The sequence below is a fragment of the Streptomyces sp. LBL genome (genome assembly GCF_029893585.1).
Lineage (GTDB): Bacteria > Actinomycetota > Actinomycetes > Streptomycetales > Streptomycetaceae > Streptomyces.
Window position 1 is genome coordinate 68,131 of record NZ_JARXYX010000001.1, and the last position, 21,942, is coordinate 90,072.

General features: G+C 70.3%; 18 protein-coding genes. 11 read left to right on the forward strand and 7 right to left on the reverse strand.

Annotation, left to right across the window (positions count from 1 at the left end; all coding sequences use genetic code 11):
- Positions 1-46 precede the first annotated feature (46 nt).
- From M2271_RS00315 to rhaI, 3 genes are all read right to left on the reverse strand, one after another.
- Positions 47-1,495 (reverse strand): rhamnulokinase family protein, encoded by a 1,449-nt coding sequence (locus tag M2271_RS00315; RefSeq protein WP_280884982.1) that lies wholly within the window; start codon positions 1,493-1,495, stop codon positions 47-49.
- Positions 1,492-3,531 carry a bifunctional aldolase/short-chain dehydrogenase gene (locus M2271_RS00320; protein ID WP_280884983.1) on the reverse strand — a complete coding sequence of 680 codons (2,040 nt, stop codon included), beginning with the start codon at positions 3,529-3,531 and terminating at the stop codon, positions 1,492-1,494. Before M2271_RS00320 ends, M2271_RS00315 begins: the two co-directional genes overlap by 4 nt.
- Before the next feature lie 243 nt (positions 3,532-3,774).
- The gene (rhaI, locus tag M2271_RS00325; RefSeq protein WP_280884984.1) at positions 3,775-4,944 is read right to left on the reverse strand and encodes an L-rhamnose isomerase; all 1,170 of its coding nucleotides are present in this window, start codon (positions 4,942-4,944) and stop codon (positions 3,775-3,777) included.
- A gap of 249 nt (positions 4,945-5,193) precedes the next feature.
- On the opposite strand from rhaI, the gene M2271_RS00330 reads away from it, so the two are divergent.
- The 9 genes from M2271_RS00330 to M2271_RS00370 all read left to right on the forward strand — a co-directional run bounded on the left by M2271_RS00330 (position 5,194) and on the right by M2271_RS00370 (position 15,279).
- Positions 5,194-6,711 carry a sugar ABC transporter ATP-binding protein gene (locus M2271_RS00330; RefSeq protein ID WP_280884985.1) on the forward strand — a complete coding sequence of 506 codons (1,518 nt, stop codon included), beginning with the start codon at positions 5,194-5,196 and terminating at the stop codon, positions 6,709-6,711.
- Positions 6,712-6,766: 55 nt separating this feature from the next.
- Positions 6,767-7,852: an ABC transporter permease gene (locus M2271_RS00335; RefSeq protein ID WP_280884986.1), complete on the forward strand. Its 1,086-nt coding sequence runs from the start codon at positions 6,767-6,769 to the stop codon at positions 7,850-7,852.
- On the forward strand, positions 7,845-8,852 hold the full coding sequence (locus M2271_RS00340; protein ID WP_280884987.1) for an ABC transporter permease: 1,008 nt from the start codon (positions 7,845-7,847) through the stop codon (positions 8,850-8,852). The genes M2271_RS00335 and M2271_RS00340 overlap by 8 nt, the downstream gene beginning before the upstream one ends.
- 13 nt (positions 8,853-8,865) lie before the next feature.
- Positions 8,866-9,951, forward strand: coding sequence for a rhamnose ABC transporter substrate-binding protein (gene rhaS / locus M2271_RS00345; RefSeq protein ID WP_280884988.1), 1,086 nt, complete (start codon positions 8,866-8,868; stop codon positions 9,949-9,951).
- A gap of 14 nt (positions 9,952-9,965) precedes the next feature.
- Positions 9,966-10,289: an L-rhamnose mutarotase gene (locus tag M2271_RS00350; protein ID WP_280884989.1), complete on the forward strand. Its 324-nt coding sequence runs from the start codon at positions 9,966-9,968 to the stop codon at positions 10,287-10,289.
- Positions 10,290-10,313: 24 nt separating this feature from the next.
- Complete coding sequence (locus M2271_RS00355) at positions 10,314-11,726, forward strand: BNR repeat-containing protein (RefSeq protein WP_280884990.1); 1,413 nt, start codon at positions 10,314-10,316, stop codon at positions 11,724-11,726.
- A 79-nt stretch (positions 11,727-11,805) separates the two neighbouring features.
- Entirely contained in the window at positions 11,806-12,831 is a 1,026-nt protein-coding gene (locus M2271_RS00360) for a LacI family DNA-binding transcriptional regulator (RefSeq protein ID WP_280884991.1), read from the forward strand.
- 100 nt (positions 12,832-12,931) lie between these two features.
- Positions 12,932-14,233: an alpha/beta fold hydrolase gene (locus M2271_RS00365; RefSeq protein WP_280884992.1), complete on the forward strand. Its 1,302-nt coding sequence runs from the start codon at positions 12,932-12,934 to the stop codon at positions 14,231-14,233.
- A 185-nt stretch (positions 14,234-14,418) separates the two neighbouring features.
- The gene (locus M2271_RS00370) at positions 14,419-15,279 is read left to right on the forward strand and encodes a pentapeptide repeat-containing protein (protein ID WP_280884993.1); all 861 of its coding nucleotides are present in this window, start codon (positions 14,419-14,421) and stop codon (positions 15,277-15,279) included.
- Positions 15,280-15,290: 11 nt separating this feature from the next.
- Here the strand turns inward: M2271_RS00370 and M2271_RS00375 are convergent, their stop codons facing one another.
- The 4 genes from M2271_RS00375 to phzG all read right to left on the reverse strand — a co-directional run bounded on the left by M2271_RS00375 (position 15,291) and on the right by phzG (position 19,297).
- Entirely contained in the window at positions 15,291-16,505 is a 1,215-nt protein-coding gene (locus M2271_RS00375; protein ID WP_280884994.1) for a lactonase family protein, read from the reverse strand.
- Positions 16,506-16,632: 127 nt separating this feature from the next.
- Positions 16,633-17,886 (reverse strand): aromatic acid exporter family protein, encoded by a 1,254-nt coding sequence (locus M2271_RS00380; protein WP_280884995.1) that lies wholly within the window; start codon positions 17,884-17,886, stop codon positions 16,633-16,635.
- A gap of 333 nt (positions 17,887-18,219) precedes the next feature.
- Positions 18,220-18,531 carry an AfsR/SARP family transcriptional regulator gene (locus tag M2271_RS00385; RefSeq protein ID WP_348539137.1) on the reverse strand — a complete coding sequence of 104 codons (312 nt, stop codon included), beginning with the start codon at positions 18,529-18,531 and terminating at the stop codon, positions 18,220-18,222.
- A 127-nt stretch (positions 18,532-18,658) separates the two neighbouring features.
- Positions 18,659-19,297: a phenazine biosynthesis FMN-dependent oxidase PhzG gene (gene phzG / locus M2271_RS00390; RefSeq protein WP_280884996.1), complete on the reverse strand. Its 639-nt coding sequence runs from the start codon at positions 19,295-19,297 to the stop codon at positions 18,659-18,661.
- A 353-nt stretch (positions 19,298-19,650) separates the two neighbouring features.
- Here phzG and M2271_RS00395 point away from each other — a divergent pair, with 353 nt between their 5' ends.
- Both M2271_RS00395 and M2271_RS00400 read left to right on the forward strand, forming a co-directional pair.
- Complete coding sequence (locus M2271_RS00395; RefSeq protein WP_280884997.1) at positions 19,651-20,376, forward strand: aminotransferase class V-fold PLP-dependent enzyme; 726 nt, start codon at positions 19,651-19,653, stop codon at positions 20,374-20,376.
- A gap of 122 nt (positions 20,377-20,498) precedes the next feature.
- Positions 20,499-21,935: a carboxylesterase family protein gene (locus M2271_RS00400; protein ID WP_280884998.1), complete on the forward strand. Its 1,437-nt coding sequence runs from the start codon at positions 20,499-20,501 to the stop codon at positions 21,933-21,935.
- Positions 21,936-21,942 lie beyond the last annotated feature (7 nt).

Sequence of the window (21,942 nt, forward strand, 5' to 3'; positions counted from 1 at the left end):
GATGAGTTGATCGTAGACCCGGGCCCGCGGTCCGGGGGAGCCCCCCTCACCCCACGGCGAGCCGGGCCTGGGCCTCGCGCCATCGAGCCGGGTCGCCCTGCGGTTCGTACCGCGTCAGCGGCTGGGTACGCACGAGCAGCTCACGCATCCCCGCCAGGTCGCCCACCAGCCCGTGGGCCCGGGCCTGCACCAGGACGTTGCCCAGGGCAGCGGCCTCCGTCGGGCCCGCGACGACCGGCAGCCCGCAGGCGTCGGCGGTCAGCTGGCACAGCAGCGCGTTGCGGGTGCCGCCGCCGACGATGTGCACGACGTCCACCGGATGGTCGGCCAGCCGTTGCGCGTCCCGCACCGCCCGGCGGTGGGCCAGGGCGAGCGAGTCGAGGATGCAGCGCGTGATCTCGGCGGGCGACTCGGGCACCGGCTGTCCCGAGGCACGGCACGCCTCGGCGATCCGCTCGGGCATCCGGCCCGGCGCCAGGAACCCGGCGTCCCCCGCGTCCACCACCGACCGCAGCGCCGGCACCTTGGCCGCGTCGCGGAGCAGCGTGCCCAGATCGGGCTCGCCCCAGTCCCGTACGCACTCCTGGAGCAGCCACAGACCCATGATGTTGCGCAGATGGCGGACCGTGCCGTCGAGCCCCAACTCGTTGGTGAAGTTGGCCAGTCGGCTCTCCTCCGTGAGTACCGGAGCGTTCAGCTCCAGCCCCGCCAGCGACCAGGTGCCGGTGCAGATGTACGCGAACCGCTCGCCGCCCGCCGGAACGGCCGCCACCGCCGAGGCGGTGTCGTGCGACCCGACCGCCGTCACCGGCACCGGGCCGGCCAGCCCGACCGCCTCCAGCACGTCCGGCCGCAGCACCCCGGCCGGATCGCCGGGCTGCCGCAGCGGCGCGAACAGGCCCAGGTCGACACCCAGCCGGGACGCGAGGTCGGACGACCACGCCCGCGTCCGGGGATCGATCAGCTGGGTGGTCGACGCGTTGGTCAGCTCGGTGCCCTGCTCGCCCGTGAGCCAGTAGGCGAGCAGGTCGGGAATGAGCAACAGCCTTCTGGCGTGGGCCAGTTGGTCGGACGATCGGGCCGCGACCAGCTGATAGAGGGTGTTGAACGGTGCGTACTGCAACCCGGTCGCCGCGTACAGCTCGGGTGCCGGCACACTCGCCCAGACCTTCTCCGCGATCCCCTCGGTCCGCGCGTCCCGGTAGTGCACCGGGTTGCCGAGCAGGGCCCCGTCGGCGTCGAGCAGGCCGTAGTCCACGGCCCAGCTGTCGATGCCGACGGAGTCGACCTGGCCGGCCGCCCGCAGCCCGTCCAGGACACCCCCGTACAGCCCGAGGATGTCCCAGCGCAGCCCCTCCGGCACCCGGACCGGCCGGTTGGGGAAGCGGTGCGCCTCGGACAGCTCCAGGCTGTCGGGGCCGACGCGGCCGACCATGACACGTCCGCTGGACGCGCCGAGGTCGACCGCGGCGTACCTCTTCACGGTCCCGCTCATCGCAGGAAGGCGGCCGCGACGCCGGCGTCGACCGGGACGTGCAGCCCGGTGGTGTGGCTCAGCTCCCCGCCGGTCAGGGCGAACACGGCGTTCGCCACGTGCTCCGGCAGCACCTCCCGCTTCAGGATGGTCCGCTGGGCGTAGAACTCGCCCAGCTTCTCCTCCGGCACCCCGTACACGGCCGCCCGCTGCGCGCCCCAGCCGCCCGCGAAGATCCCGGAGCCGCGCACGACCCCGTCCGGGTTGACCCCGTTCACGCGGACGCCGTGCTCACCCAGCTCGGCCGCCAGCAGTCGCACCTGGTGGGCCTGGTCGGCCTTGGTGGCGGAGTAGGCGATGTTGTTGGGTCCGGCGAACACGGCGTTCTTCGAGGCGATGTAGACGATGTCGCCGCCCAGTGCCTGCGCGATCATCACCCGGGCCGCCTCACGCGAGACCAGGAAGGAACCGCGGGCCATGATGTCGTGCTGGAGGTCCCAGTCCTTCGCCGACGTCTCCAGCAACGGCTTGGAGATGGAGATTCCGGCGTTGTTGACCACCAGGTCGACCCCGCCGAAGGCGAGCGCCGCCGCCTTGAACGCCTCGGCGATCTGCTCCTCGGACGTGACGTCGACGGTCACCGCGACCGCCTTGTCGGGCCCGCCCAGCTCCTCGGCGACGGCACCGGCGTTCTCCGCGTTGAGGTCCGCGATCACCACACACGCGCCCTCGGCGACCAGCCGCTGCGCGATCGCCTTCCCGATCCCGCTGCCGGCGCCGGTCACCAGCGCGACGCGGGTCGCCAGCGGCTTCGGCTTCGGCATCCGCTGGAGCTTGGCCTCCTCCAGCGCCCAGTACTCGATACGGAACTTCTCCGACTCCTCGATCGGCGCGTACGTCGAGACCGCCTCGGCCCCGTGCATCACGTTGATCGCGTTGACGTAGAACTCGCCGGCCACCCGTGCGGTCTGCTTGTCCTTGCCGAAGCTGAACATGCCGACACCCGGGACCAGCACGATCGCCGGGTCGGCGCCGCGCATCGCGGGCGAGCCGGGCTCCGCGTGCCGCTGGTAGTAGGCCGCGTACTCCTCGCGGTACTCGGCGTGCAGCTCCTTCAGCCGCGCGATCGTCTCGTCCAGCTCAGCCGTCGGCGGCAGGTTGAGGACCAGCGGCCGGACCTTCGTCCGCAGGAAGTGGTCCGGGCAGGAGGTGCCGAGCGCGGCGAGCCGCGGATGCTCGGCGCGGGCCAGGAACTCCAGCACGACCTCGGCGTCGGTGAAGTGCCCGACCTGCGGCTTGTCCTCACAGGCCACGGCCCGCACGTACGGCGCCAACGCCGCCGCCCGCTCCCGCCGCTCGGCCTCGGGCAGCGCCTCGTACCCCTCGATCACCGGACCGAACGGCTCCGGCCTGCCCCGCTCGGCGAGGAACGCCTCCGCGGTCCGGATGATGTGCAGCGAGTTGCGCTCGCACTCCTCGGACGTGTCACCCCACGCCGTGATCCCGTGCCCGCCGAGAACGCAGCCGATCGCCTGCGGGTTTGCCTCCTTCACCGCCGCGATGTCCAGCCCGAGCTGGAAACCGGGCCGCCGCCACGGCACCCACACCACAGTGTCGCCGAAACACTCGGCGGTCAGCTTCTCCCCGTCGGCCGCACACGCCAGCGCGATTCCCGAGTCCGGGTGCAGATGGTCGACGTGCGCGGCCTCGACGAGCCCGTGCATCGCGGTGTCGATGGAGGGAGCGGCCCCGCCCTTGCCGTGCAGGCAGTAGTCGAAGGCGGCGACCATCTCGTCCTCGCGCTCCACCCCCGGATACACGTCGACGAGCGCCCGCATCCGGTCCAGCCGCAACGCGGCCAGCCCGCCCTCGGTCAGTGTCCCGAGGTCACCACCGGACCCTTTCACCCACATCAGCTCGACGTCGCCGCCGGTGACAGGATCGGTGTCGGTGCCCTTGGCCGACGTGTTGCCGCCGGCGTAGTTGGTGTTACGGGGATCGGAGCCGAGTCGATGGGAACGAGCGAGGAGGGCGGCGGCTTCGGGATGGGGTGCCATGTCTCTTCAGTCCTTTGGGAAACGGGGGTGGGGACAGTCGCCCCTTCTCAGGGGCATCGGGTCTCAGGTGCGTCGGGTCTCAGGTGCATCGGGCTGTATCAAGGTGTGGCTCCGCCGCGCGGGCGCGACCAGCCGGATACGTCCCGCGGCGCGCGGAGAGCAGCCCGCGGACGGCAGAGCCGGACAGGCGGCAGGGCCGGACAGCCGGCAGAGCCGGACAGCCGGCAGAGCCGGAAAGAGGGGTTACGCCCCCCACCCCGCCTGCTGACCACCGACCCGCTCCGCCACGATCTTCTCGGCCCACCCGGAGCGGCGGTACGCGGCGATCGGGTCGGGATCGAGTCCCATCTCCTCGCGGAGCGACGCCAGCAGCGGACGCACATCCGTGTTGTACGCGTCCATGATCACCGCGTTGGCCTCCAGCACGTCCCCCGACCGCTGCGCCGCGTCCAGCGCCTCCGGGTCCACGAGCAGCGCCTTCGCCGTGGCCTCCTGGACGTTCATCACCGATCGGATGATCGCGGGGATCTTCGCCTCGATGTTGTGGCACTGGTCGAGCATGAACGCGACCTCGGAGGAGAGCCCGCCGCCACGCACGACCTCGTACATGATCCGGAACAGCTGGAAGGGATCCGCGGACCCGACCATGAGGTCGTCGTCCGCGTAGAACCGCGAGTTGAAGTCGAACGCGCCGAGCTTGCCCTCCCGCAGCAGCGTGGCGACGATGAACTCGATGTTGGTTCCCGGGGCATGGTGGCCGGTGTCGACCACGACCTGTGCCTTCGGCCCGAGCTTGAGGCAGTGGGCGTAGGCGGTGCCCCAGTCCGGCACATCGGTCATGTAGAAGGCGGGCTCGAAGAACTTGTACTCCAGCAGCATCCGCTGGTCCTCGCCCAGCCGCTCGTACACCGTGGCCAGGCCCTCGGTGAGCCGGTCCTGGCGTTCGCGGATGTCGTCCTGCCCGGGGTAGTTCGTCCCGTCGGCGAACCACAGCTTGAGATCCCGCGACCCGGTGGCGTCCATGATGTCCACGCACTCCAGCAGGTGATCGACCGCCTTGCGCCGCACCGCCGCGTCCGCGTTGCAGATGCTGCCCAGCTTGTAGGCGTCGTCCTGGAACGTGTTCGAGTTGATCGCGCCCAGCTTCACGCCGCGGTCCTCGGCGTACTTCGCCAACTCTGCGTATCCGTCGGAGCCGTCGACCTTGTCCCAGGGAATGTGCAGCGCGACCGTCGGCGCCACGCCCGTGAACTCGTGGACTTTCGCCGCGTCCGCCAGCTTCTCCCAGGGGTCGCGCGGGACACCTGCTTGCGCGAACACCTTGAAGCGCGTCCCCGAGTTCCCGTACGCCCATGACGGCGTCTCGACTGCCTGGGTCTTGAGAGCGGCCTTCACCGCAGCGAACTCGGTCACTTGGGGCTCCTCTGTCAGCCGTACTGTATGAATCGATTCAAACGGCGAAACTATGGGTCTCCCGTAGGGGTGTCAAGGGCTACGGCATACCGTGCTTGCCGTTGTCTTACTGTGACCTTGGGGTATCGAAAGGTTTTCGGGGCGGCCCCATTGACGTGACATGGCTGACACGCCTAACGTCCCGGCAACCAAGTTGAAACCTTTCACGACGTTGCGACGGTCTCCGCCGGCGTCGTCGAGGAGCCCCTCATGACCTACCCGTCCGAAGCGGGTCCGACCCCGGTGCTGTCGCTCAAGGACGTGTCCAAGTCCTTCGGAGCGGTACGTGCCCTGCGGGACGTGTCCCTGGAACTGTTCCCCGGTGAGGTGCACGCGCTCGCCGGTGAGAACGGCGCGGGCAAGTCGACCCTCATCAAGACGCTCGCCGGTGTGCACCGACCGGACGCCGGCCAGGTGCTGCTCGACGGCGAGCCCGTCCTCTTCCACGGCCCCGGCGACGCACGCGACGCCGGTATCGCCGTGATCTACCAGGAGCCCACACTCTTCCCCGACCTGTCGATCGCCGAGAACATCTTCATGGGGCGACAGCCCCGTCGCACCCTGGGCCGGATCGACCACAAGGCCACGCACACCGCGACGCTCGCTCTGATGCGGCGCCTGGGCGTGGAACTCGACCCCGACCGTCCCGCGCGCGGCCTGTCGATCGCCGACCAGCAGATCGTCGAGATCGCCAAGGCCCTCTCCTTCGAGGCGCGCGTCCTGATCATGGACGAGCCGACCGCCGCCCTGACCGGCAGCGAGGTGGCACGCCTCTTCGGAGTCGTCCGTACCCTGCGTGAGCAGGGCGCCGCCGTGCTGTTCATCTCGCACCGGCTGGAGGAGATCTTCCAGATCTGCCAGCGGGTGACGACCCTGCGCGACGGCGCCTGGATCGCCAGCGAACCGATCGAGGACATGACCGAGGACGATCTCGTCCGCCGGATGGTCGGACGCGACCTCGACGAGCTGTACCCGAAGCAGGACGTCAGCCCGGGTGAAGTCGCCCTCAGCGTGCGGCGGTTGACCAGGGAGGGCGTCTTCACCGACGTCTCCTTCGAGGTGCGGCACGGCGAGATCGTCGGGCTCGCCGGTCTGGTGGGCGCGGGCCGTACGGAGGTGGCCCGGGCCGTCTTCGGTATCGACCGCTGGGACGCCGGGGAGGTCGAGGTACGGGGACGCAGGCTCACCAACGGGGCTCCGTCCACCGCGATGGCCGCCGGGCTCGCCCTCGTGCCCGAGGACCGGCGTGCGCAGGGCCTGGTGATGGACATGTCCATCGAGCGCAACATCGGCCTCACGGGTCTGCGCACGAGCGTGAAGGCCGGTTTCGTCGACCGCGGTGCCGAGCGCAGCCGCTCCCTCGACTGGGCCGTCAAGCTCCAGGTCAAGTACGCCCGGATCGCCGACAGCGTCTCCACGCTGTCCGGCGGCAACCAGCAGAAGGTCGTCCTGGCCAAGTGGCTCGCCACCGGCCCCAAGGTACTGATCGTCGACGAGCCCACCCGTGGCATCGATGTCGGCACCAAGGCCGAGGTGCACCGGCTGCTCAGCGAGTTGGCCGCCGACGGGGTCGCCGTACTGATGATCTCCTCCGACCTGCCCGAGATCCTCGGCATGGCCGACCGCGTGCTGGTGATGCACGAGGGACGCCTCGCCGCCGAGATCCCGCGCTCCGAAGCCACCGAGGAATCCGTGATGGCCGCTGCCACCGGGAGGGCCGCCGCATGACAGCCACGAAGAGGGCTGCCCTCTTGACCCCGCCCGCCACCGGGAGGGCCGCCGCATGACGGTGCTCACCCCCAACGAGACGCCCGTCGTCGAGGTGCCCAAGTCCAGCGGCACCCGGCTGGTGGACCGTGTCTTCAAGATGCGCGAACTCGCCATCCTGCTCGTCTTCCTGGTGATGATCGCCGTCACCCAGGCCGGCAACAGCGAGTTCCTGTCCGAGCAGGGCATCAAGGACCTGTTGCTGAACGCGACCATCCTGGTGCTGGTCGCCACCGGCCAGTCGCTGGTCGTCATCACCCGCAACGTCGACCTGTCCGTCGGCTCCACCCTCGGCATCAGCGCCTTCGCCGCCGGTGTCTACCTCCAGGGCGGCGGCAACCCGGTCGTCGCCGTGGCCCTGTCGGTCCTGCTCGGCATCGGCTTCGGCCTGCTGAACGGGCTCCTCGTCAGTCTCGGCCAGGTGCCCGCCCTGGTGGTCACCCTCGGCACGCTCTACATCATCCGCGGCATCGACTCCATCTGGGTCGGCTCCCGGCAGATCACGGCGGCCGACCTGCCGGGCGGATTCGTGGACTTCGGCTCCGGCGGCCTCTCCGCGGTGCCGTGGCTGGCGATGATCGCCCTGGTGGTGCTGGTGGCGACGGCGTACTACCTCAAGCAGTTCGGCAGCGGGCGGGAGCTGTACGCGCTCGGCTCCAACCCGGAGGCCGCCCGGCTGGCCGGCATCCCGGTCCGCAAGCGGATCCTCGCCGCGTACACCTTCTGCGGGGGTCTCGCCGGACTCGCCGGAGCGATGTACCTGGCCCGGTTCGGCAACGTCGACTCCGGCACCGGCAACGGCTACGAACTGACCGTCGTCAGCGCCGTCGTGGTCGGCGGGGTGGTCTTCACCGGCGGCTCCGGCAGCGTCTACGGCGCCGCCCTCGGCGCGCTGCTGCTGACCTCCATCAACAGCGTGCTGCCCGCCCTCGGCGTCAGCTCGGTGTGGGTGCTCGCCATCAACGGCATCCTGCTCATCCTCGCCATCGCGGTCGACCGGATCGTCGCGCTGCGGGTGGCCGCGGCCCTCAAGAAGAAGACGGCCGCGGCCAGGACCACCACCGCGAAGGCCCCGAAGAAGGGAGACGCCGGCGATGCCTGAATCGCTCACCCGCGCAGTCCGCTGGGATACCGTCGTCGGTGCCCTCCTGATCGTCCTGCTCCTGCTGTCCTTCTCCTCCGTGGACGGCTTCGGCAACGCCCTGAACCTGTCGTTCCTGATCGGCAACACCCTGCCCATCGCGCTGATCGCCCTGCCGATGACGCTGCTCGTGGTCGCCGGCGAGATCGACCTGTCGGTCGCCTCCACCGCCGGTCTGTCCGGCGCGGTGATGGGTGCCCTGTGGAACGAGGGCATGACGATCGAGGTGATCATCCCGATCTGTCTGCTGCTCGGTGTGGTCTGCGGACTGATCAACGGCCTGCTGGTGACCCGCCTCGGGCTGCCGTCCCTGGCCGTCACCATCGGCACCCTCGCCGCCTACCGGGGCATCGCCCAGATCATCCTCGGCTCCGACGCCGTGACCGACTTCCCCACCCAGTACCTGGACTTCGCGGCCGGACGCATCGGGGACACCTTCGTCCCGCAGGCCCTCCTGCCCTTCCTGGTGCTGCTCGCGATCGCCGTGGTCGCGCTGCACGCCACCCCGTTCGGGCGGGCGCTGTTCGCGATCGGCGCCAACGAGGAGGCCGCCCGCTTCTCCGGCATCCGGGTCAGGCGGCAGAAGCTCATCCTGTTCACGGTGACCGGTCTGATGGCCTCCCTCACCGGCATCTTCTGGGCGCTGCACTACGCCAGCGCCCGCTACGACAACGCCACCGGTCTCGAACTGTCCGTCGTGGCCGCCGTGTTGCTCGGCGGTATCGACTTCGACGGAGGCAAGGGCACGCTCGGCGGCGCCATCGCGGGAGTCTTCCTGCTCGGCGCGCTGCAGAACGTGATGAGCCTCCTGAACGTATCCGCCCAGTCGCAGATCGTCGTCACCGGCGTCCTGCTCGTCGTCTCCGTGCTCGGCCCCCGGGTCGCACGGCAGATATCCGTCGCGAGGGCGGGCCGCAGAGCCGCCTCGACCCCGACCTCGTCCCTCAGCTCACCCTCGTAAAGGACTCACCGACATGCGCAAGTCGACCCTCCGCCGTACCTGTGCGGCCCTGGCCGCCGTCACCTCCCTCGCCCTGGCCGCCACCGCCTGCGGCGGCACCACCAAGGAGGACGTGAAGAGCGAGAGCACCGGCTCCGCCGCCTCCGGAGGAAAGGCCGACCCGAACGCGGCCCTCAAGAAGGGCCTGACCGTCGGATTCCTGCCCAAGGCGGTCAACAACCCGTACTTCACCACCTCCGACAAGGGCGGCGAGGCCGCCGTGAAGGAACTCGGGTCCAGTTACAAGGAAGTCGGCCCGACCAGCGCCACCGACACCGCGGGCCAGGTGTCCTACGTCAACACCCTCACCCAGCAGCAGGTCAACGCGATAGCCGTGTCCGCGCAGGACCCGGGCGCCCTGTGCACCGCCCTCAAGCAGGCCATGAAGAACGACATCAAGGTCGTCACCTACGACTCCGACACCAACCCCGGCTGCCGCAACGCCTTCGTCTCGCAGGCCAGCGCCGAGGACCTGGGCCGGACCGAGGTGCAGCTGCTGGCGAAGCAGATCGGCTACAAGGGCGAGATCGCGATCCTGTCCGCCGCGCAGACCGCGACGAACCAGAACACCTGGATCGACTTCATGAAGGACGAGCTCAAGGACCCGAAGTACAAGGACATCAAGCTCGTCAAGGTCGCCTACGGCAACGACGACGCCCAGCAGTCCTTCCAGCAGACCCAGGGTCTGCTCCAGCAGTACCCGAACCTGAAGGGGATCGTCTCCCCGACCACGGTCGGCATCAAGGCCGCCGCCCAGTACCTGTCGGGTTCCAAGTACAAGGGCAAGGTCAAGCTGAGCGGCCTCGGCACCCCGAACGACATGCGCAAGTACGTCAAGAACGGCACCGTCGACGCCTTCGAGCTGTGGAACCCGGCGAAGCTCGGCGAGCTGGCCGCCCGCACCGCCGTCGCGCTGGTGTCGGGTCAGATCACCGGCAAGGAGGGCGAGACCTTCAAGGCCGGCGACATGGGCGAGTACACCATCGGCAAGGACGGCGTGATCAGCCTCGGCAAGCCGACCGTGTTCGACGCGAAGAACATCGACCAGTTCAACTTCTAGTCCCGGGAGGGGCGTTGACACAGCGTGTGTGCTTCCTGCTGAAGGTCCGGGCGGACCGCCTCGACGAGTACCGCGAGCGGCACGCCGCCGTGTGGCCTCAGATGCTCGACGCGCTCTCGGCCACCGGCTGGCACAACTACTCGCTCTTCCTGCGCGAGGACGGACTGCTCGTCGGCTACCTGGAGACCGAGGACTTCGCCGCGGCCCAGGCCGGTATGGAGGCCACCGAGATCAACGCCCGCTGGCAGACGGAGATGGCGCCGTTCTTCGAATCGCTGGACGGCGCCCGACCCGACGAAGCGATGAAGCCCCTGACCGAGGTCTTCCACCTCGCCTGACGCCCCGCCCGAGTGGAGCCGCTCATGAAGAGACGTACCGTCATCGCGACGGCCATAACGGCCACCGTGGCCTCGCAGGGCATCGCACAGGCCGCCACCCCAGGCCCCTCCGTCAGCAGGAAGGGCACCACCCTGCTCGATGCCCGGGCGGTCTTCTTCGTCTCCTACGACGGCCTGGTCAACAACAACTCGTTCCAGAAGAACGGCCTGCTGACCTACAAGGGCCACCAGTACGCGGCCTGGTACACCGCCACCCGTGACGCGGTCGTCGCCCGCCGGGCTCTCGGCGCCGCCACCTGGTCCACGATCACCCTTCCCCACCAGCTGAAGGCCGACGACTCCCACAACGTCATCTCCATGGGCGTGTCCGAGGCCGACGGCCGGCTCCATCTCGACATGGACTCCCACAGCGACGGCTTCTTCTACGTCAAGTCGGTGGCGGGTCTCCTCGACCACCCCGCCTCCACCGCCTGGACGGCGTCGGTCTTCGGCGCCGTACAGACGACCCTGGACGGCCTGGCACTCACCTCCCGGTTCACCTACCCCCAGTTCATCGCCACGCCCGAGGGCAGGCTCCAGCTCAGCTACCGCGTCGGCAGCTCCGGCGACGGCCGCAACGCGCTCGCCGAGTACGACGGCTCCCGATGGAGCGTGCTCGGGGAGTGGTCCGGCTCCACCGGCACCTACACCAGCGAGCACGGCTCCAGCACGGCCCGTAGCATGTACCTGCACGGCATCGACTACGACGGCAACGGCCGGCTGCACGCCTTCTTCACCTGGCGTGAGCAGAACGCCGCCGTGATGTGCGACGCCGGCGGCATCACCAACCACGACACCGGTTACGTCCACTCCGACGACCGCGGGCGGACCTGGCGCACCACCGCGGGTACGGTCGTCGCCACCACCGGTGGCTCCGACCGGGTGGCTGTCACCGACGCCGGACTCGTCGTCGACGCGCTGAACCCCGACCACTCCCTGATGAACCAGGAGAGCCAGGCCACCGACTCGGCCGGCCGGCCGCACGCGATCATCAGCTACGTCCCCGGCCGCTTCGGCCGATGCACCACGGACTACGTGGCCGACCGCACCGCGAACGGCCGCGCCTTCCACCTCCGCCGCAGCGCTTCCGGAACCTGGCAGAAGACGGAGATCCCGGTCCCGCTGAACTCCAGCCAGCGCACCAAGCTGGTCCTGGACAGGTACGACAACGCGTACGCGATCCTCCCGTTCGGCCGGATCGCCGCGGCGTCGGCGGCCTCCGGGCACACGGACTGGAAGCTCCTTCACGACGGCAGCGATCTCAACGCGTTCGGCGAGGTCGTCATCGACGAGACGAGAGTGAAGGCCGACAACGTCCTGTCGTTCATGTACCAGGAGAAGTCGAGCGGTACGACACCCTCGGCGCTCCGCGTCGTCGACTTCGCACTGCCCGCGTGACCGGGCCCGATGCGCGAGGTCAGGACGGTACTGTGAAGACTTTCCGGCCGCCCCTCGCCCTCCTGGAGGTCTCTGTCTGATGGCCCAGTCGGTGGGTATCAAGGACGTCGCCCGTGCTGCCGGAGTCTCCGTCGGCACGGTGTCGAACGTCATCAACCGTCCGGACACGGTCGCCACCGAGACCCGGGCGCGCGTCCTGTCGGCGATAGACCGGCTCGGCTACGTCCGCAGCGAGTCCGCGCGCCAGCTGCGCGCGGGTCGCAGCCGGATCATGGGGCTGCTCGTCCTCGACATGGGCAACCCCTTCTTCGTCGACGTCGCGCGCGGTGCCGAACGGGCCGCGCGCGAGGCCGGACTCGGGGTGATGGTGTGCAACAGCGACCAGAACCCGGCCGAGGAGGCCGACTACCTCTCACTGTTCGCCGAGCAACGGGTGCGGGGCGTGCTGCTGACACCCGCCGACGCGACGGGCCGCAACATCGAGGCGTTCCGCCGCCACGGCATCCCGTTCGTCCTCGTCGACCGGGTCGCGGAGGGCACCACCGAGTGTTCGGTCTCCGTCGACGACGTGGCGGGCGGCGCCCTCGCGGTACGCCACCTCGTGGATGCCGGACACCGTTCCCTGGCGTACGTCAGCGGCCCGCCCGGACTCAACCAGGTCCACGACCGCCGTACGGGCGCCCTGAACGCGCTCGCCGAGGCCGGTCTCGCTCCCGACGCGTTGCGTGAGCTGCCCACCGAGCGGCTCGACGTGGCGGCCGGCCGGGACGCGGGAGCCCGCCTGCTGGGGCTCGCCGACCGGCCGACCGCCGTGTTCTGCGCCAACGACCTGCTCGCCCTCGGCGTCCTGCAGGCCATGTACGCGGCCGGCGTCGGCGTTCCCGACGATCTCGCGATCGTCGGCTACGACGACATCGAGTTCGCCGCCGCCGCGGCCGTCCCGCTCACCTCGGTCCGCCAGCCCGCCGTCACCATGGGCGCCCTGGCCGCCGAGCTCCTCCTGGAGGAGACCGAGGCGGAGAGCGCCCCGCGGGCGCACGAGCACCGGCGGGTCGTCCTGCGGCCCGAACTGGTGGTACGACGCTCCAGCCTGTCGGCACGCTGAACCGGGGTTCAGCACGATTTCATGATCCCGGGGTCGGTCGCCGAAGAAACATGTGCTGAACTGGGACGCGGCCCGCAATCCGTCCGTCCCGGGAGTCCTGTTGAGCCTCAGCTACCGTCAGCCCGGCGTCGTTCTCACCGACCGACGCTTCACCGTGCCTCTCGACCACGACGACCCGGCGGGGGAGAGCATCGAGCTGTTCGCCCGTGAGGCCGTCGCGAGCGACACGGCGCACCAGGACCTGCCGTGGCTGGTCTACCTGCAGGGCGGCCCCGGCTTCGGCGCGAACCGGTTCGTCGGCAAACAGGCCTGGCTCGGCCGCGCGCTCAAGGAGTTCCGCGTTCTGCTCCTGGACCAGCGCGGCACCGGCCACTCCACCCCCGCCAACCGGCAGACACTCCCGCTGCGCGGCGGCCCCGCCGCACAGGCCGACCACCTCGCCCGCTTCCGCGCCGACGCGATCGTCCGCGACTGCGAGGCGATCCGCCCGTCCGTGACCGGCGGTGCCCCCTGGACCGTCCTCGGCCAGAGCTTCGGCGGCTTCTGCGCGGTGCACTACCTCTCCACCGCCCCCGAGGGCCTGCGCGCCGCAGTGATCACCGGCGGCCTGCCCTCCCTCGACGCCCACGCCGACGACATCTACCGGGCGGCCTACCCTCGGATCGAGCGCAAGGTCACCGCGCACTACGCCCGCTACCCGCAGGACGTCGAACGCGCCCGGCAGATCGCCGAGTACGTCCTGCACCACGAGCCGGTCCTGCCGGGCGGCTACCGCCTCACCGCCGAAGCCTTCCAGTCCCTCGGCATCCTCCTCGGCGGCGGCGAGGGCAGCCACCGTCTGCACTACCTCCTGGAACACGCCTTCGTCCGCACCCCGCAGGGTACGGCCCTGTCCGACGCCTTCCAGGAAGAGGTCCAGGGCCTCCTGTCGTACGCGAGCCACCCGCTCTACGCCCTGGTCCACGAGGCGACCTACGGTCAGGACAAGCGCCCCACCGCCTGGGCGGCCGAACGGGTCCGTGCCGAGTTCCCGCAGTTCGACGCGGCCAAGACCCTCGCGGGCGACGGCCACCTGCTGTTCACCGGTGAATCCGTCCACCCCTGGATGTTCGACTGCGACCCGGCGCTGCGCCCGCTGCGCGAGACCGCCGACCTGCTCGCCGCCCGCACCGACTGGACGCCCCTGTACGATCCGGCCCGGCTCGCCGACAACGAGGTGCCCGTCGCGGCGGCCGTCTACCACGACGACATGTACGTGGACACCGCCCACGCCCTGGCCACGGCCCGCGCGATCCGCGGTCTGCGCACCTGGGTCACCGACGAGTTCGAGCACGACGGCCTCCGGGCGAGCGGCCCCCGAGTCCTGGACCGACTGCTGGCGCTGACCCGCGACGAGGTGTGAGGCCGGCCTCTGGGGCCTGGGGCCTGGGGCCTGGGGCCTGGGGCCTTGGGACTGGGGTCCGGGGTCTGGCCTGGGGTGTGCGGTAGCTGTTCCGAGCGAGCGGCGGTACGGGGCCCGGACCCGTCCTTCCGGGCAGGCGGACGGGCGGTTCCGGGACCTGACCGGTGGGTAAGTACGCTGGCCGGATGCGAGACCATACGACCGACCAGTCGGATCAGTCGGATCAGTCGGACCGGTCCGGCCTGCGCGGGGACTGTGAGCGGTGCTTCGGCCTGTGCTGCGTCGCCCTCCCCTTCGCCGCCTCGGCGGACTTCGCGATCGACAAGCAGGCCGGAACGCCCTGCCCGAACCTTCGCGGGGACCACCGCTGCGGCATCCACGCCGAGTTGCGGCCCCGGGGCTTCACCGGCTGCACGGTCTACGACTGCTTCGGCGCCGGGCAGAAGGTCTCGCAGCTCACCTTCGGCGGTCAGGACTGGCGTACGGGGTCGCGCGAGCACGCCCGTCGGATGTTCGACGTCTTTCCGGTCGTCCGCCAGCTCCACGAACTGCTGTGGTATCTCACCGAGGCCCTCACCTTGCCGGCCGCCCGCCCGGTCCACGCCGACCTGCGCCGCACCCTGGAGAAGACCGAGGCGCTCACCCGTCGAACGCCGGAAGAACTCGGGGCGTTGGACGTCGGTGCGCACCGCCAGGAGGTCAATGTGCTCCTGCTGAGGACCAGCGAACTGGCGCGCGCGGCCACGGGCGGGAGCAAGAAGAAGAACCGCCGGGGCGCGGACCTGATGGGCGCCCGCCTTCAGGGAGCAGACCTCAGGGGCGCCAGCCTGCGCGGTGCCTACCTCATCGCCGCCGACCTCACCGGCGCCGATCTGCGCGACGCGGACCTGATAGGAGCCGACCTGCGCGACACCGACCTCACGGACGCGGACCTGACCGGCGCGTTCTTCCTCACCCAGCCCCAGCTGAACGCGGCCAGGGGCGGCCCGGGCACGCGGCTGCCGGGGTCGGTCACCCGGCCGGCGCACTGGACGGCGCGGCTCTGAGGACCGGCGCGCTACAGCGGCAGCGTGCAGACGACGACGGGTGAGGCGAACGGCGTGCCCGCGAGCCGGAGTTCACCGCTGCCCACGTTCACCCGGAACACGCTCACGGTCGAGGACTTCTGGTTCGCCGCGAACAGCAACGACCCGTCCGGCGAGAAGGCGATCTGCCGCGGGAAGTCACCCGACACCGGCACCGTGTCCAGCAGCCTGAGCCGGGCCCCCTCCGCCTCCACCGCATAGCGCGTGAGGCTGTTGTGGCCGCGGTTGGCGAGATAGGCGTACGCGCCGTTCGAGGTCACCAGGATCTGCGCCGGGTAGTTGGTGCCGGACCCCGTGCCCGTCGACTGGGCCTCGCCCACCGTGAGGCGGCCGGTGCCCGGATCGTACGCACAGACCGCGACCGTGTTGTCCACCTCGTTCGCCAGGTAGGCGTACCTGCCCCCGGGATGGAAGGTGAGGTGCCGCGGTCCGGCGCCCGGACGGGTGTGGGCCTGTGCGACCTCGGTGAGCCGACCGGACTTCTCGTCCAGGCGGTACGTGTACACCGTGTCGTTGCCCAGGTCCACGGCGAGCACATGGCCGCCGTCGGGACTCGTGATGACCTGGTGCGCGTGCGGGCCCTCCTGCCCCGGCCCGGGCGACGGACGGGAGTGCGTGACCAGCTCGGCGCGCTCACCGAGTGCGCCCGACGCGTCGATCGGATGCACGGCCACGCTGCCGGAGCCGTAGTTCGCGCTGAGCAGCCAGCGCCCGCCCGGATGCACCGACAGATGGCAGGGGCCCGCACCACCGGTGCTCCGGCTCCCCAGGACCTTGCGGTCGGTCAGGCGTACGGCGGTCACCGCGCCGTTCTCCCGCTCGTCCACCGCGTACAGCGTGCGGCCGCCCGGGTGCACCGCGAGATACGAAGGGTCGCCGACGCCGGTGATGGTCCCGGTCCCCGTGACGCGGCCGCTGTCGACGTCGTAGGTGGCGAGCCCGACGCCCTTGCCGCCGCCCTCGACCGAGGTGTAGGTGCCGAGGAAGAGAGGCCGGGGACCGGAGAGGCGGCCGGTCGCGCTCGGTGTTGCCACGGTGCCCGGGGAGCCCGCGGCGCTCGGGCTCGCCCCGGGGGCCGAGGCGGCGGCCGGCGGCCGATCGTCGCCGCATCCGGGCAGTGCGGCCCCGGCGGCCGTCCCCGCGAGGGCGCCGACGAATCGGCGCCTGCTCCAGCCGCCCGTACTCATGTCCCACCTCAGGTTCTCGCTCGTCGCGGTCGCGAACAGCCACCTTGACGTGGATCACCCGTCAGGTGCAACAGCAGCACCTTGCGCCGCGCAGGGCGCCGCCCCGGGGCGGCGCCGTTGAGCGACGTCACCTGGACTGGTGTTCGGACTCCTTGCCGTTGCGCCGCAGCGGGGTGGGCACGCGCAAGCTCTCCCGCAGCCGGGTGAGCCGTGGCATGCGTTCGCGCTGCTCGCGGGAGGTGCGGTCCAGTTCCTCCAGCAGCCTGTGCGAGCGGTGTTCGGTGTCCAGCTCGTCGAGGATGCGGTTCACCTCCGTCAGCACGGCACCCTGCAGCTGCCACTGGCTCGCGTCGCGCTGGACATCCGCCAGGAGCAGCTGGGCCAGCTTGTCGCGGGTGGCCGCGGCCTGCCTCAGCTCGGCGGTCAGCCGGGACTCCGCCGCGTCGGCGTTCTGGCTCAGGTCCGTGGTGACCAGTACCGAGAAGCTCACGACAGCGTCGGCGATCTCCGACAGCAGCTGCTCCACGGCGGCACCGGTCTGCGGTGCGAACAGCGAATCCGGGTCGCGTTCCTTCGCGAGGTCGGTGAAGGTGCGCGCGAGCACCCGCAGCACCACCGTGCAGATCTCCAGCGTGTCCAGTCCGGTACGCAGCACCACCCGGCGCAGCAGCCCCTCGCGCACCCGCGGATTGAGCCGCAGACTGTCCTCGGCCTGCAGCAGGGCCGCGTCCACCTCGACGATGTCGTGATCGAGTCGGCGTGCCTCATGCAGCCGCTCGGTCGCGTGCTCGACGGGCGTGAGGCCCGCGGCCTCCTCACCCATCCGCAGCATCAGCTGCCGCACCCGGCGGGCCAGCCCTTCGATGGATTCCCCGGCCTCGCCCACCCACACCGGGGGAGCGAGCAGCAGATTGCAGCCGAGGCCGACGACCGCGCCGATCAGTGTCTCCAGTACCCGCGCCCACGCCGTGTTCCCGACGGTCGTGACTCCGAGCACCAGCATCGCGCTGATCGCCACCTCGTTCACGAACTCGTGGACCCGTACCAGATGCCCGACGGCGAGCGCCGCCATGATCACCAGCGCCAGACTCCACCAGGTGAGCCCGACCAGCAGGCTGAAGGCGATGGCGACCAGAACCCCGGCCACCACGGAGTTCACCCGGCGGATACCGGTGGTGAGGGTGGAGTAGAGGGTGACCTGGACGACCAGCAGGGCGGTCAGGGGTGCGGTGAGCGGCGCAGCCTCGGGGCTGAGGTGCAGCGCGACGACATAGGCGACCGTCGCTGCGGCGGCCGACCGCAGCGCCTGCACGACCGCGGGGTCCCGGTGCAGGCTCACGAACCGCATGAGGGGCGCCGTCACCTCACGTACATCTCGCATCCTCGGGCTGTCCCCTTCCTGATTGTGCTGAAGGTACGCATTGAGGACCGTAAGTGTCCGCAGGGAAGCGTAGGTTGTCGTTCCGACCTTCCGGTATGACAGTGTGCCGTAGATCGACGACAGGGCCGGGGCCCGGGTGCCGGTTCCGGAGTCCCTGGCTCCGGGCCCTGGATCTGGTGGTTCCGCGGCCCCGCCGGGGCGACGGCCCTGCGCCCCCTCGACCGGATGATCGGGGACGCGGAAGTGGTCGGCCTGGGCGAAGCCACCTACGGCTTCCACGAGGGGCTCGTCACCGGGCCTCTCACGCGGGCTGGCACAGCGCGGCGCCGCCGGTCAGGGTGAGGGAGGGGTCGTGGGACAGGATGGCTGCTCCACGCTGCGCAGCGAGGGGGAGGGCAGCACACCGATCTCCTCGGAAAGGCGCTGCCACATGCGCCGGTAGGTGTCCAGAGCGTCGGCCTGACGGCCGGAGCGGTACAGGGCGATCATGAGCTGCTCGCAGAACCGCTCGCGCAAGGGGTTGCTGATGTGGGCGTCGTAGAGCTCGGCGAGGACCTTCGCGTGGTGCCCGGCACTGAGCTCGGCGTCGAACAGCAGCTCTCTGGCGCGCAGGCGGTGTTCTTCGTACAGGGCGCTGGTCAGCAGTGCCCACGGCCTCGACCGCTACCGTCGCCCTGGTCGGGGTGGGCTTGATCGCTCTCCAATCACATCGTCCAGCAGGAGTGACCCGGGCAGTTACTCGAACGCGCGCCTCCGTCGGTGGCCGCGCGGGTCAGGGCTGGAGGCGTTCGGAGTCCCAGCCGCCGGCCGTCCTTGTGTAGATGAGCCTGCGGTGCAGTCGGCTGGCCTTGCCCTGCCAGAACTGGATCTCGTCCGGGATAAGTAGGTAGCCTCCCCAGCCGACTGGCCGAGGGAGAGGGACGCCCGCGTCGATCAGCTCGTTCGCCCGGGCGTGCAGTTCGTCTTCGTCGGACAGCGGCGTGCTCTGTGTGGAGACGGCGGTGGTGGCCTGGGCTGCGACCGGGCGCTCGGCGAACAACTCGTCGGAGCGCTCGGTGGAGAGAGAGATGACCCGGCCTGCTGCGGTGATCTGCTGGAGCGTCTCGCGCCAGTAGAAGTTGACCGAGGCGAAAGGGTTGGCCTTGAGGTCACGACCCTTACGGCTGCCGGTGTGGCTGGTGAAGACGAAGCCCTCGGCGGTAAGTTCCTTGATCAGCACAACGCGCGTCGTCGGCCGGCTGGCCGCGTCCGCGGTGGCGAGGGAGACTGCGAGGGGTTCACGCACGCCACGAGCCTTGGCTGAGGCGATCCACTCGTGCGCCAGGGCGACGGGGTCGGCGGGGGGAGCGTCGAACTCGGGCAGGACGATGCTCTCGTCCCCGCTCAGGGTGTTGGACTTCGTCTGCGGCATCGGGTTCCTCTAGTCGTCTGTCGGTCAGGCTGTCAGGCTGTCAGGCTGGCTGCGCTCGCGCAGGGAGCGCGGGCGCAGGTCGGTCCAGTTCCGCTCGACCTCCTCCAGGCAACTCGCCCGGCTCGCGGCGGAACCTATGTGCTCGTTTCTTGTAATTCCCGGTAGTCCTTTATCGGGTATTTTAGAAATTAATCTCCGGCCATCGCGCCCATGTTTTGCGCTGACAGTGTGGCCAGAATTTGACCGAAATACCGCTTCGCCCCGTTGGATTCGCGGCGGAGGCCGTCGCGCCCACTGCGCCGGCCGGCCTGCGCGGCTTCGGTGACCCGGGGACCGACGAGATGAGGATGCCTATGACCGCGTCTTCGCACGGCTCGTTAGGGCGGATCACCCCGCCACAGCCCTCGATCCTGCTCAATCCGGGGCCGGTCAACGTCCATGACCGCGTCCGGGCGGCGCTGGCGTACCCCGACGTGTGCCACCGCGAGCCCGAGCCCATTGACCTGATGACTACGGCCAGGGCCAAGGTCACGGCGGTCGCAGGCGGGGACGACTCCTACACCAGTGTGCTGCTCGCGGGCTCCGGTACCGCTGCGCTCGAGGCCGCCCTGTCCTCTGTGGTCCCCCAGCACGGCAAGATCCTGATCCTGGACAACGGGAACTACGGCGAACGGATGTACAGGATCGTCTCGGTGCACGGCATCGCGCACACCCGCCTGGAGTTCGGCTGGTGCAACTTGATGGACCCGGCAGAGGTCGACGCGGCGCTCGCGGCCGACCCCTCGATCACCCACGTCGGCATGGTCCACCACGAGACCAGCACCGGCATGATGAACCCGCTGCGTGCCATAGGCGAGGTCGTCTCCCGCCGTGGCGCGTCCCTGGTGGTTGACTCGATCAGCAGTCTGGGTGCCGAAGAGTTCCACATGCGCGCCGACCACGACTGGAGGCCGACGGCGGGCTGGCAACGTGATGTTCATGAGCAGCAGGAACGGTCACCGCTGATCAACCTCTGCGGCGGCCGCAGCGACTCCCTTAATCGGTGGTGCCGTGCTGTGCAGAGAAGTGTCACCTGCTGACCACCGGGTGACCGCTGTCGGCTCGGCGATTTATCGGAGTCCAGGGAATGCTTGGAGAGCGTCACCGCGAGCGATCAGCCGCCAACACGCCGCGCCAACCGCACACGAAGGAATCTCACGCCATGACCGCGACCGCGCCCAAGGCTCCCACCGCACCAGGGGTGCGGTCCTGGTGGGGAATCCCGTACGCCACCGCCGAGCGGTACCGCCGCCCCGTGGTCGCGGACTTCGATCCGGAGCGCCCCTACGACCGCAAGGGCGTCGTCTCTGTCCAGCCCGATGCCGGCGACTGGCTCGAAGCGGACAGCGGGATGGGCGAGGACTGCCTGAACCTGAACGTGTGGGCTCCCGAGCAGCCGGCCGGGAAGGCGCTTCCGGTGGCCGTGTACATCCATGGCGGCGGATTCGAGTACGGCGCGAGCACGCAGATCACCTCGAACGCCGCCGGTCTCGCCGCGTCGGGGCGCGTGGTGGGTGTGTCGCTCAACTACCGGCTCGGCGCACTGGGCGCGCTCTCCCTGTCGCAGTACGGCGGGCGGCTCGCCGAGGCGAGCAACCTGGGTCTGCAGGACGTCATCGCCGCGCTCACCTGGGTCGGGCAGAACATCGCCTCCTTCGGTGGCGACCCGGATGAGGTCACGGTCTTCGGCCACAGCGCCGGCGCCTACTCCGCTCTCGGGCTGCTCGGGGCCTCCTCCGCGGACGGCCTGTACCGGCGGCTGGCCGGGTTCTCCGGCGCGCCCTCGCGTATCATCTCGGCGCGTTGGGCCGAGGAGCTCGCGGAGCGGTTCGTCACCGAACTCGGTGTCGCGGACAACCCCGACAAGCTGATCGATCTCGACGCGGCCTCCCTGGTGGCCGCCCTGCGCAAGGTCTGTCCGACGGACCTGGGAGTCCGTGGCGGGATGGACAACCAGAGCCTCGGCGTCGTCCTGGACGCCGAACAGCCCGGCGGGGTGCTGCACGACCACCCCCTGGACGTCCTGGCCTCGGGCTCGCACCGGAACATCGACGTACTGCTGAGCACGGCCAGCGACGAGATCGGCTGGTGGGTGGCGAACGACCTCGACCGGTTCGACCCGCACACCGTCGATCGCGTCACCGACGAGTTCGCGGGGTGGCGCATTCCCCGCTCCCGCGCCAAGAAGATCGTCGACATCTACGACCAGGGCGGCCGCACCCCTGCCGAGGTCCGCGCCGCGTCCCTGACGGACTACATCTTCACGCTCCCCGCGGCCCGTGGCGCGCTGGCCCACGCCGCCGCGGGCGGCAACGCCCATCTCCTCGCGATCGGGCCCGCCGAGGGCGCGCCCGCCGTGCACGGCACCGAGATGTACGCCCTGGTCGGCCAGGAACGGCCGGGACGCAGCCCCGAACAGGCCGACCGTGACACGCGTATCCGCGACATCGTGCTCGACTTCGTCACCGGTGAACGAACCCGCCTGTGGCCCGCCGTCACGGACCGGCCCACCTCGGGAAGTGTCGGCAACCTTCCCTACGAGCCCAGCGCCCACTACCAGGAGGTCCTCGACCTGTTCGAGAACATCGCCCGCCCCTGACGGTGAC

What these genes read in the sequence shown, in the direction of transcription:
- M2271_RS00375 (WP_280884994.1), bottom strand. Translation starts at nt 16,505, where the DNA reads ATGAGTACGGGCGGCTGGAGCAGGCGCCGATTCGTCGGCGCCCTCGCG.
- M2271_RS00335 (WP_280884986.1), top strand. Translation starts at nt 6,767, where the DNA reads ATGACGGTGCTCACCCCCAACGAGACGCCCGTCGTCGAGGTGCCCAAG.
- M2271_RS00340 (WP_280884987.1), top strand. Translation starts at nt 7,845, where the DNA reads ATGCCTGAATCGCTCACCCGCGCAGTCCGCTGGGATACCGTCGTCGGT.
- M2271_RS00400 (WP_280884998.1), top strand. Translation starts at nt 20,499, where the DNA reads ATGACCGCGACCGCGCCCAAGGCTCCCACCGCACCAGGGGTGCGGTCC.
- phzG (WP_280884996.1), bottom strand. Translation starts at nt 19,297, where the DNA reads ATGCCGCAGACGAAGTCCAACACCCTGAGCGGGGACGAGAGCATCGTC.
- M2271_RS00395 (WP_280884997.1), top strand. Translation starts at nt 19,651, where the DNA reads ATGACCGCGTCTTCGCACGGCTCGTTAGGGCGGATCACCCCGCCACAG.
- M2271_RS00320 (WP_280884983.1), bottom strand. Translation starts at nt 3,531, where the DNA reads ATGGCACCCCATCCCGAAGCCGCCGCCCTCCTCGCTCGTTCCCATCGA.
- M2271_RS00330 (WP_280884985.1), top strand. Translation starts at nt 5,194, where the DNA reads ATGACCTACCCGTCCGAAGCGGGTCCGACCCCGGTGCTGTCGCTCAAG.
- rhaS (WP_280884988.1), top strand. Translation starts at nt 8,866, where the DNA reads ATGCGCAAGTCGACCCTCCGCCGTACCTGTGCGGCCCTGGCCGCCGTC.
- M2271_RS00370 (WP_280884993.1), top strand. Translation starts at nt 14,419, where the DNA reads ATGCGAGACCATACGACCGACCAGTCGGATCAGTCGGATCAGTCGGAC.
- M2271_RS00355 (WP_280884990.1), top strand. Translation starts at nt 10,314, where the DNA reads ATGAAGAGACGTACCGTCATCGCGACGGCCATAACGGCCACCGTGGCC.
- M2271_RS00360 (WP_280884991.1), top strand. Translation starts at nt 11,806, where the DNA reads ATGGCCCAGTCGGTGGGTATCAAGGACGTCGCCCGTGCTGCCGGAGTC.
- M2271_RS00315 (WP_280884982.1), bottom strand. Translation starts at nt 1,495, where the DNA reads ATGAGCGGGACCGTGAAGAGGTACGCCGCGGTCGACCTCGGCGCGTCC.
- M2271_RS00380 (WP_280884995.1), bottom strand. Translation starts at nt 17,886, where the DNA reads ATGCGAGATGTACGTGAGGTGACGGCGCCCCTCATGCGGTTCGTGAGC.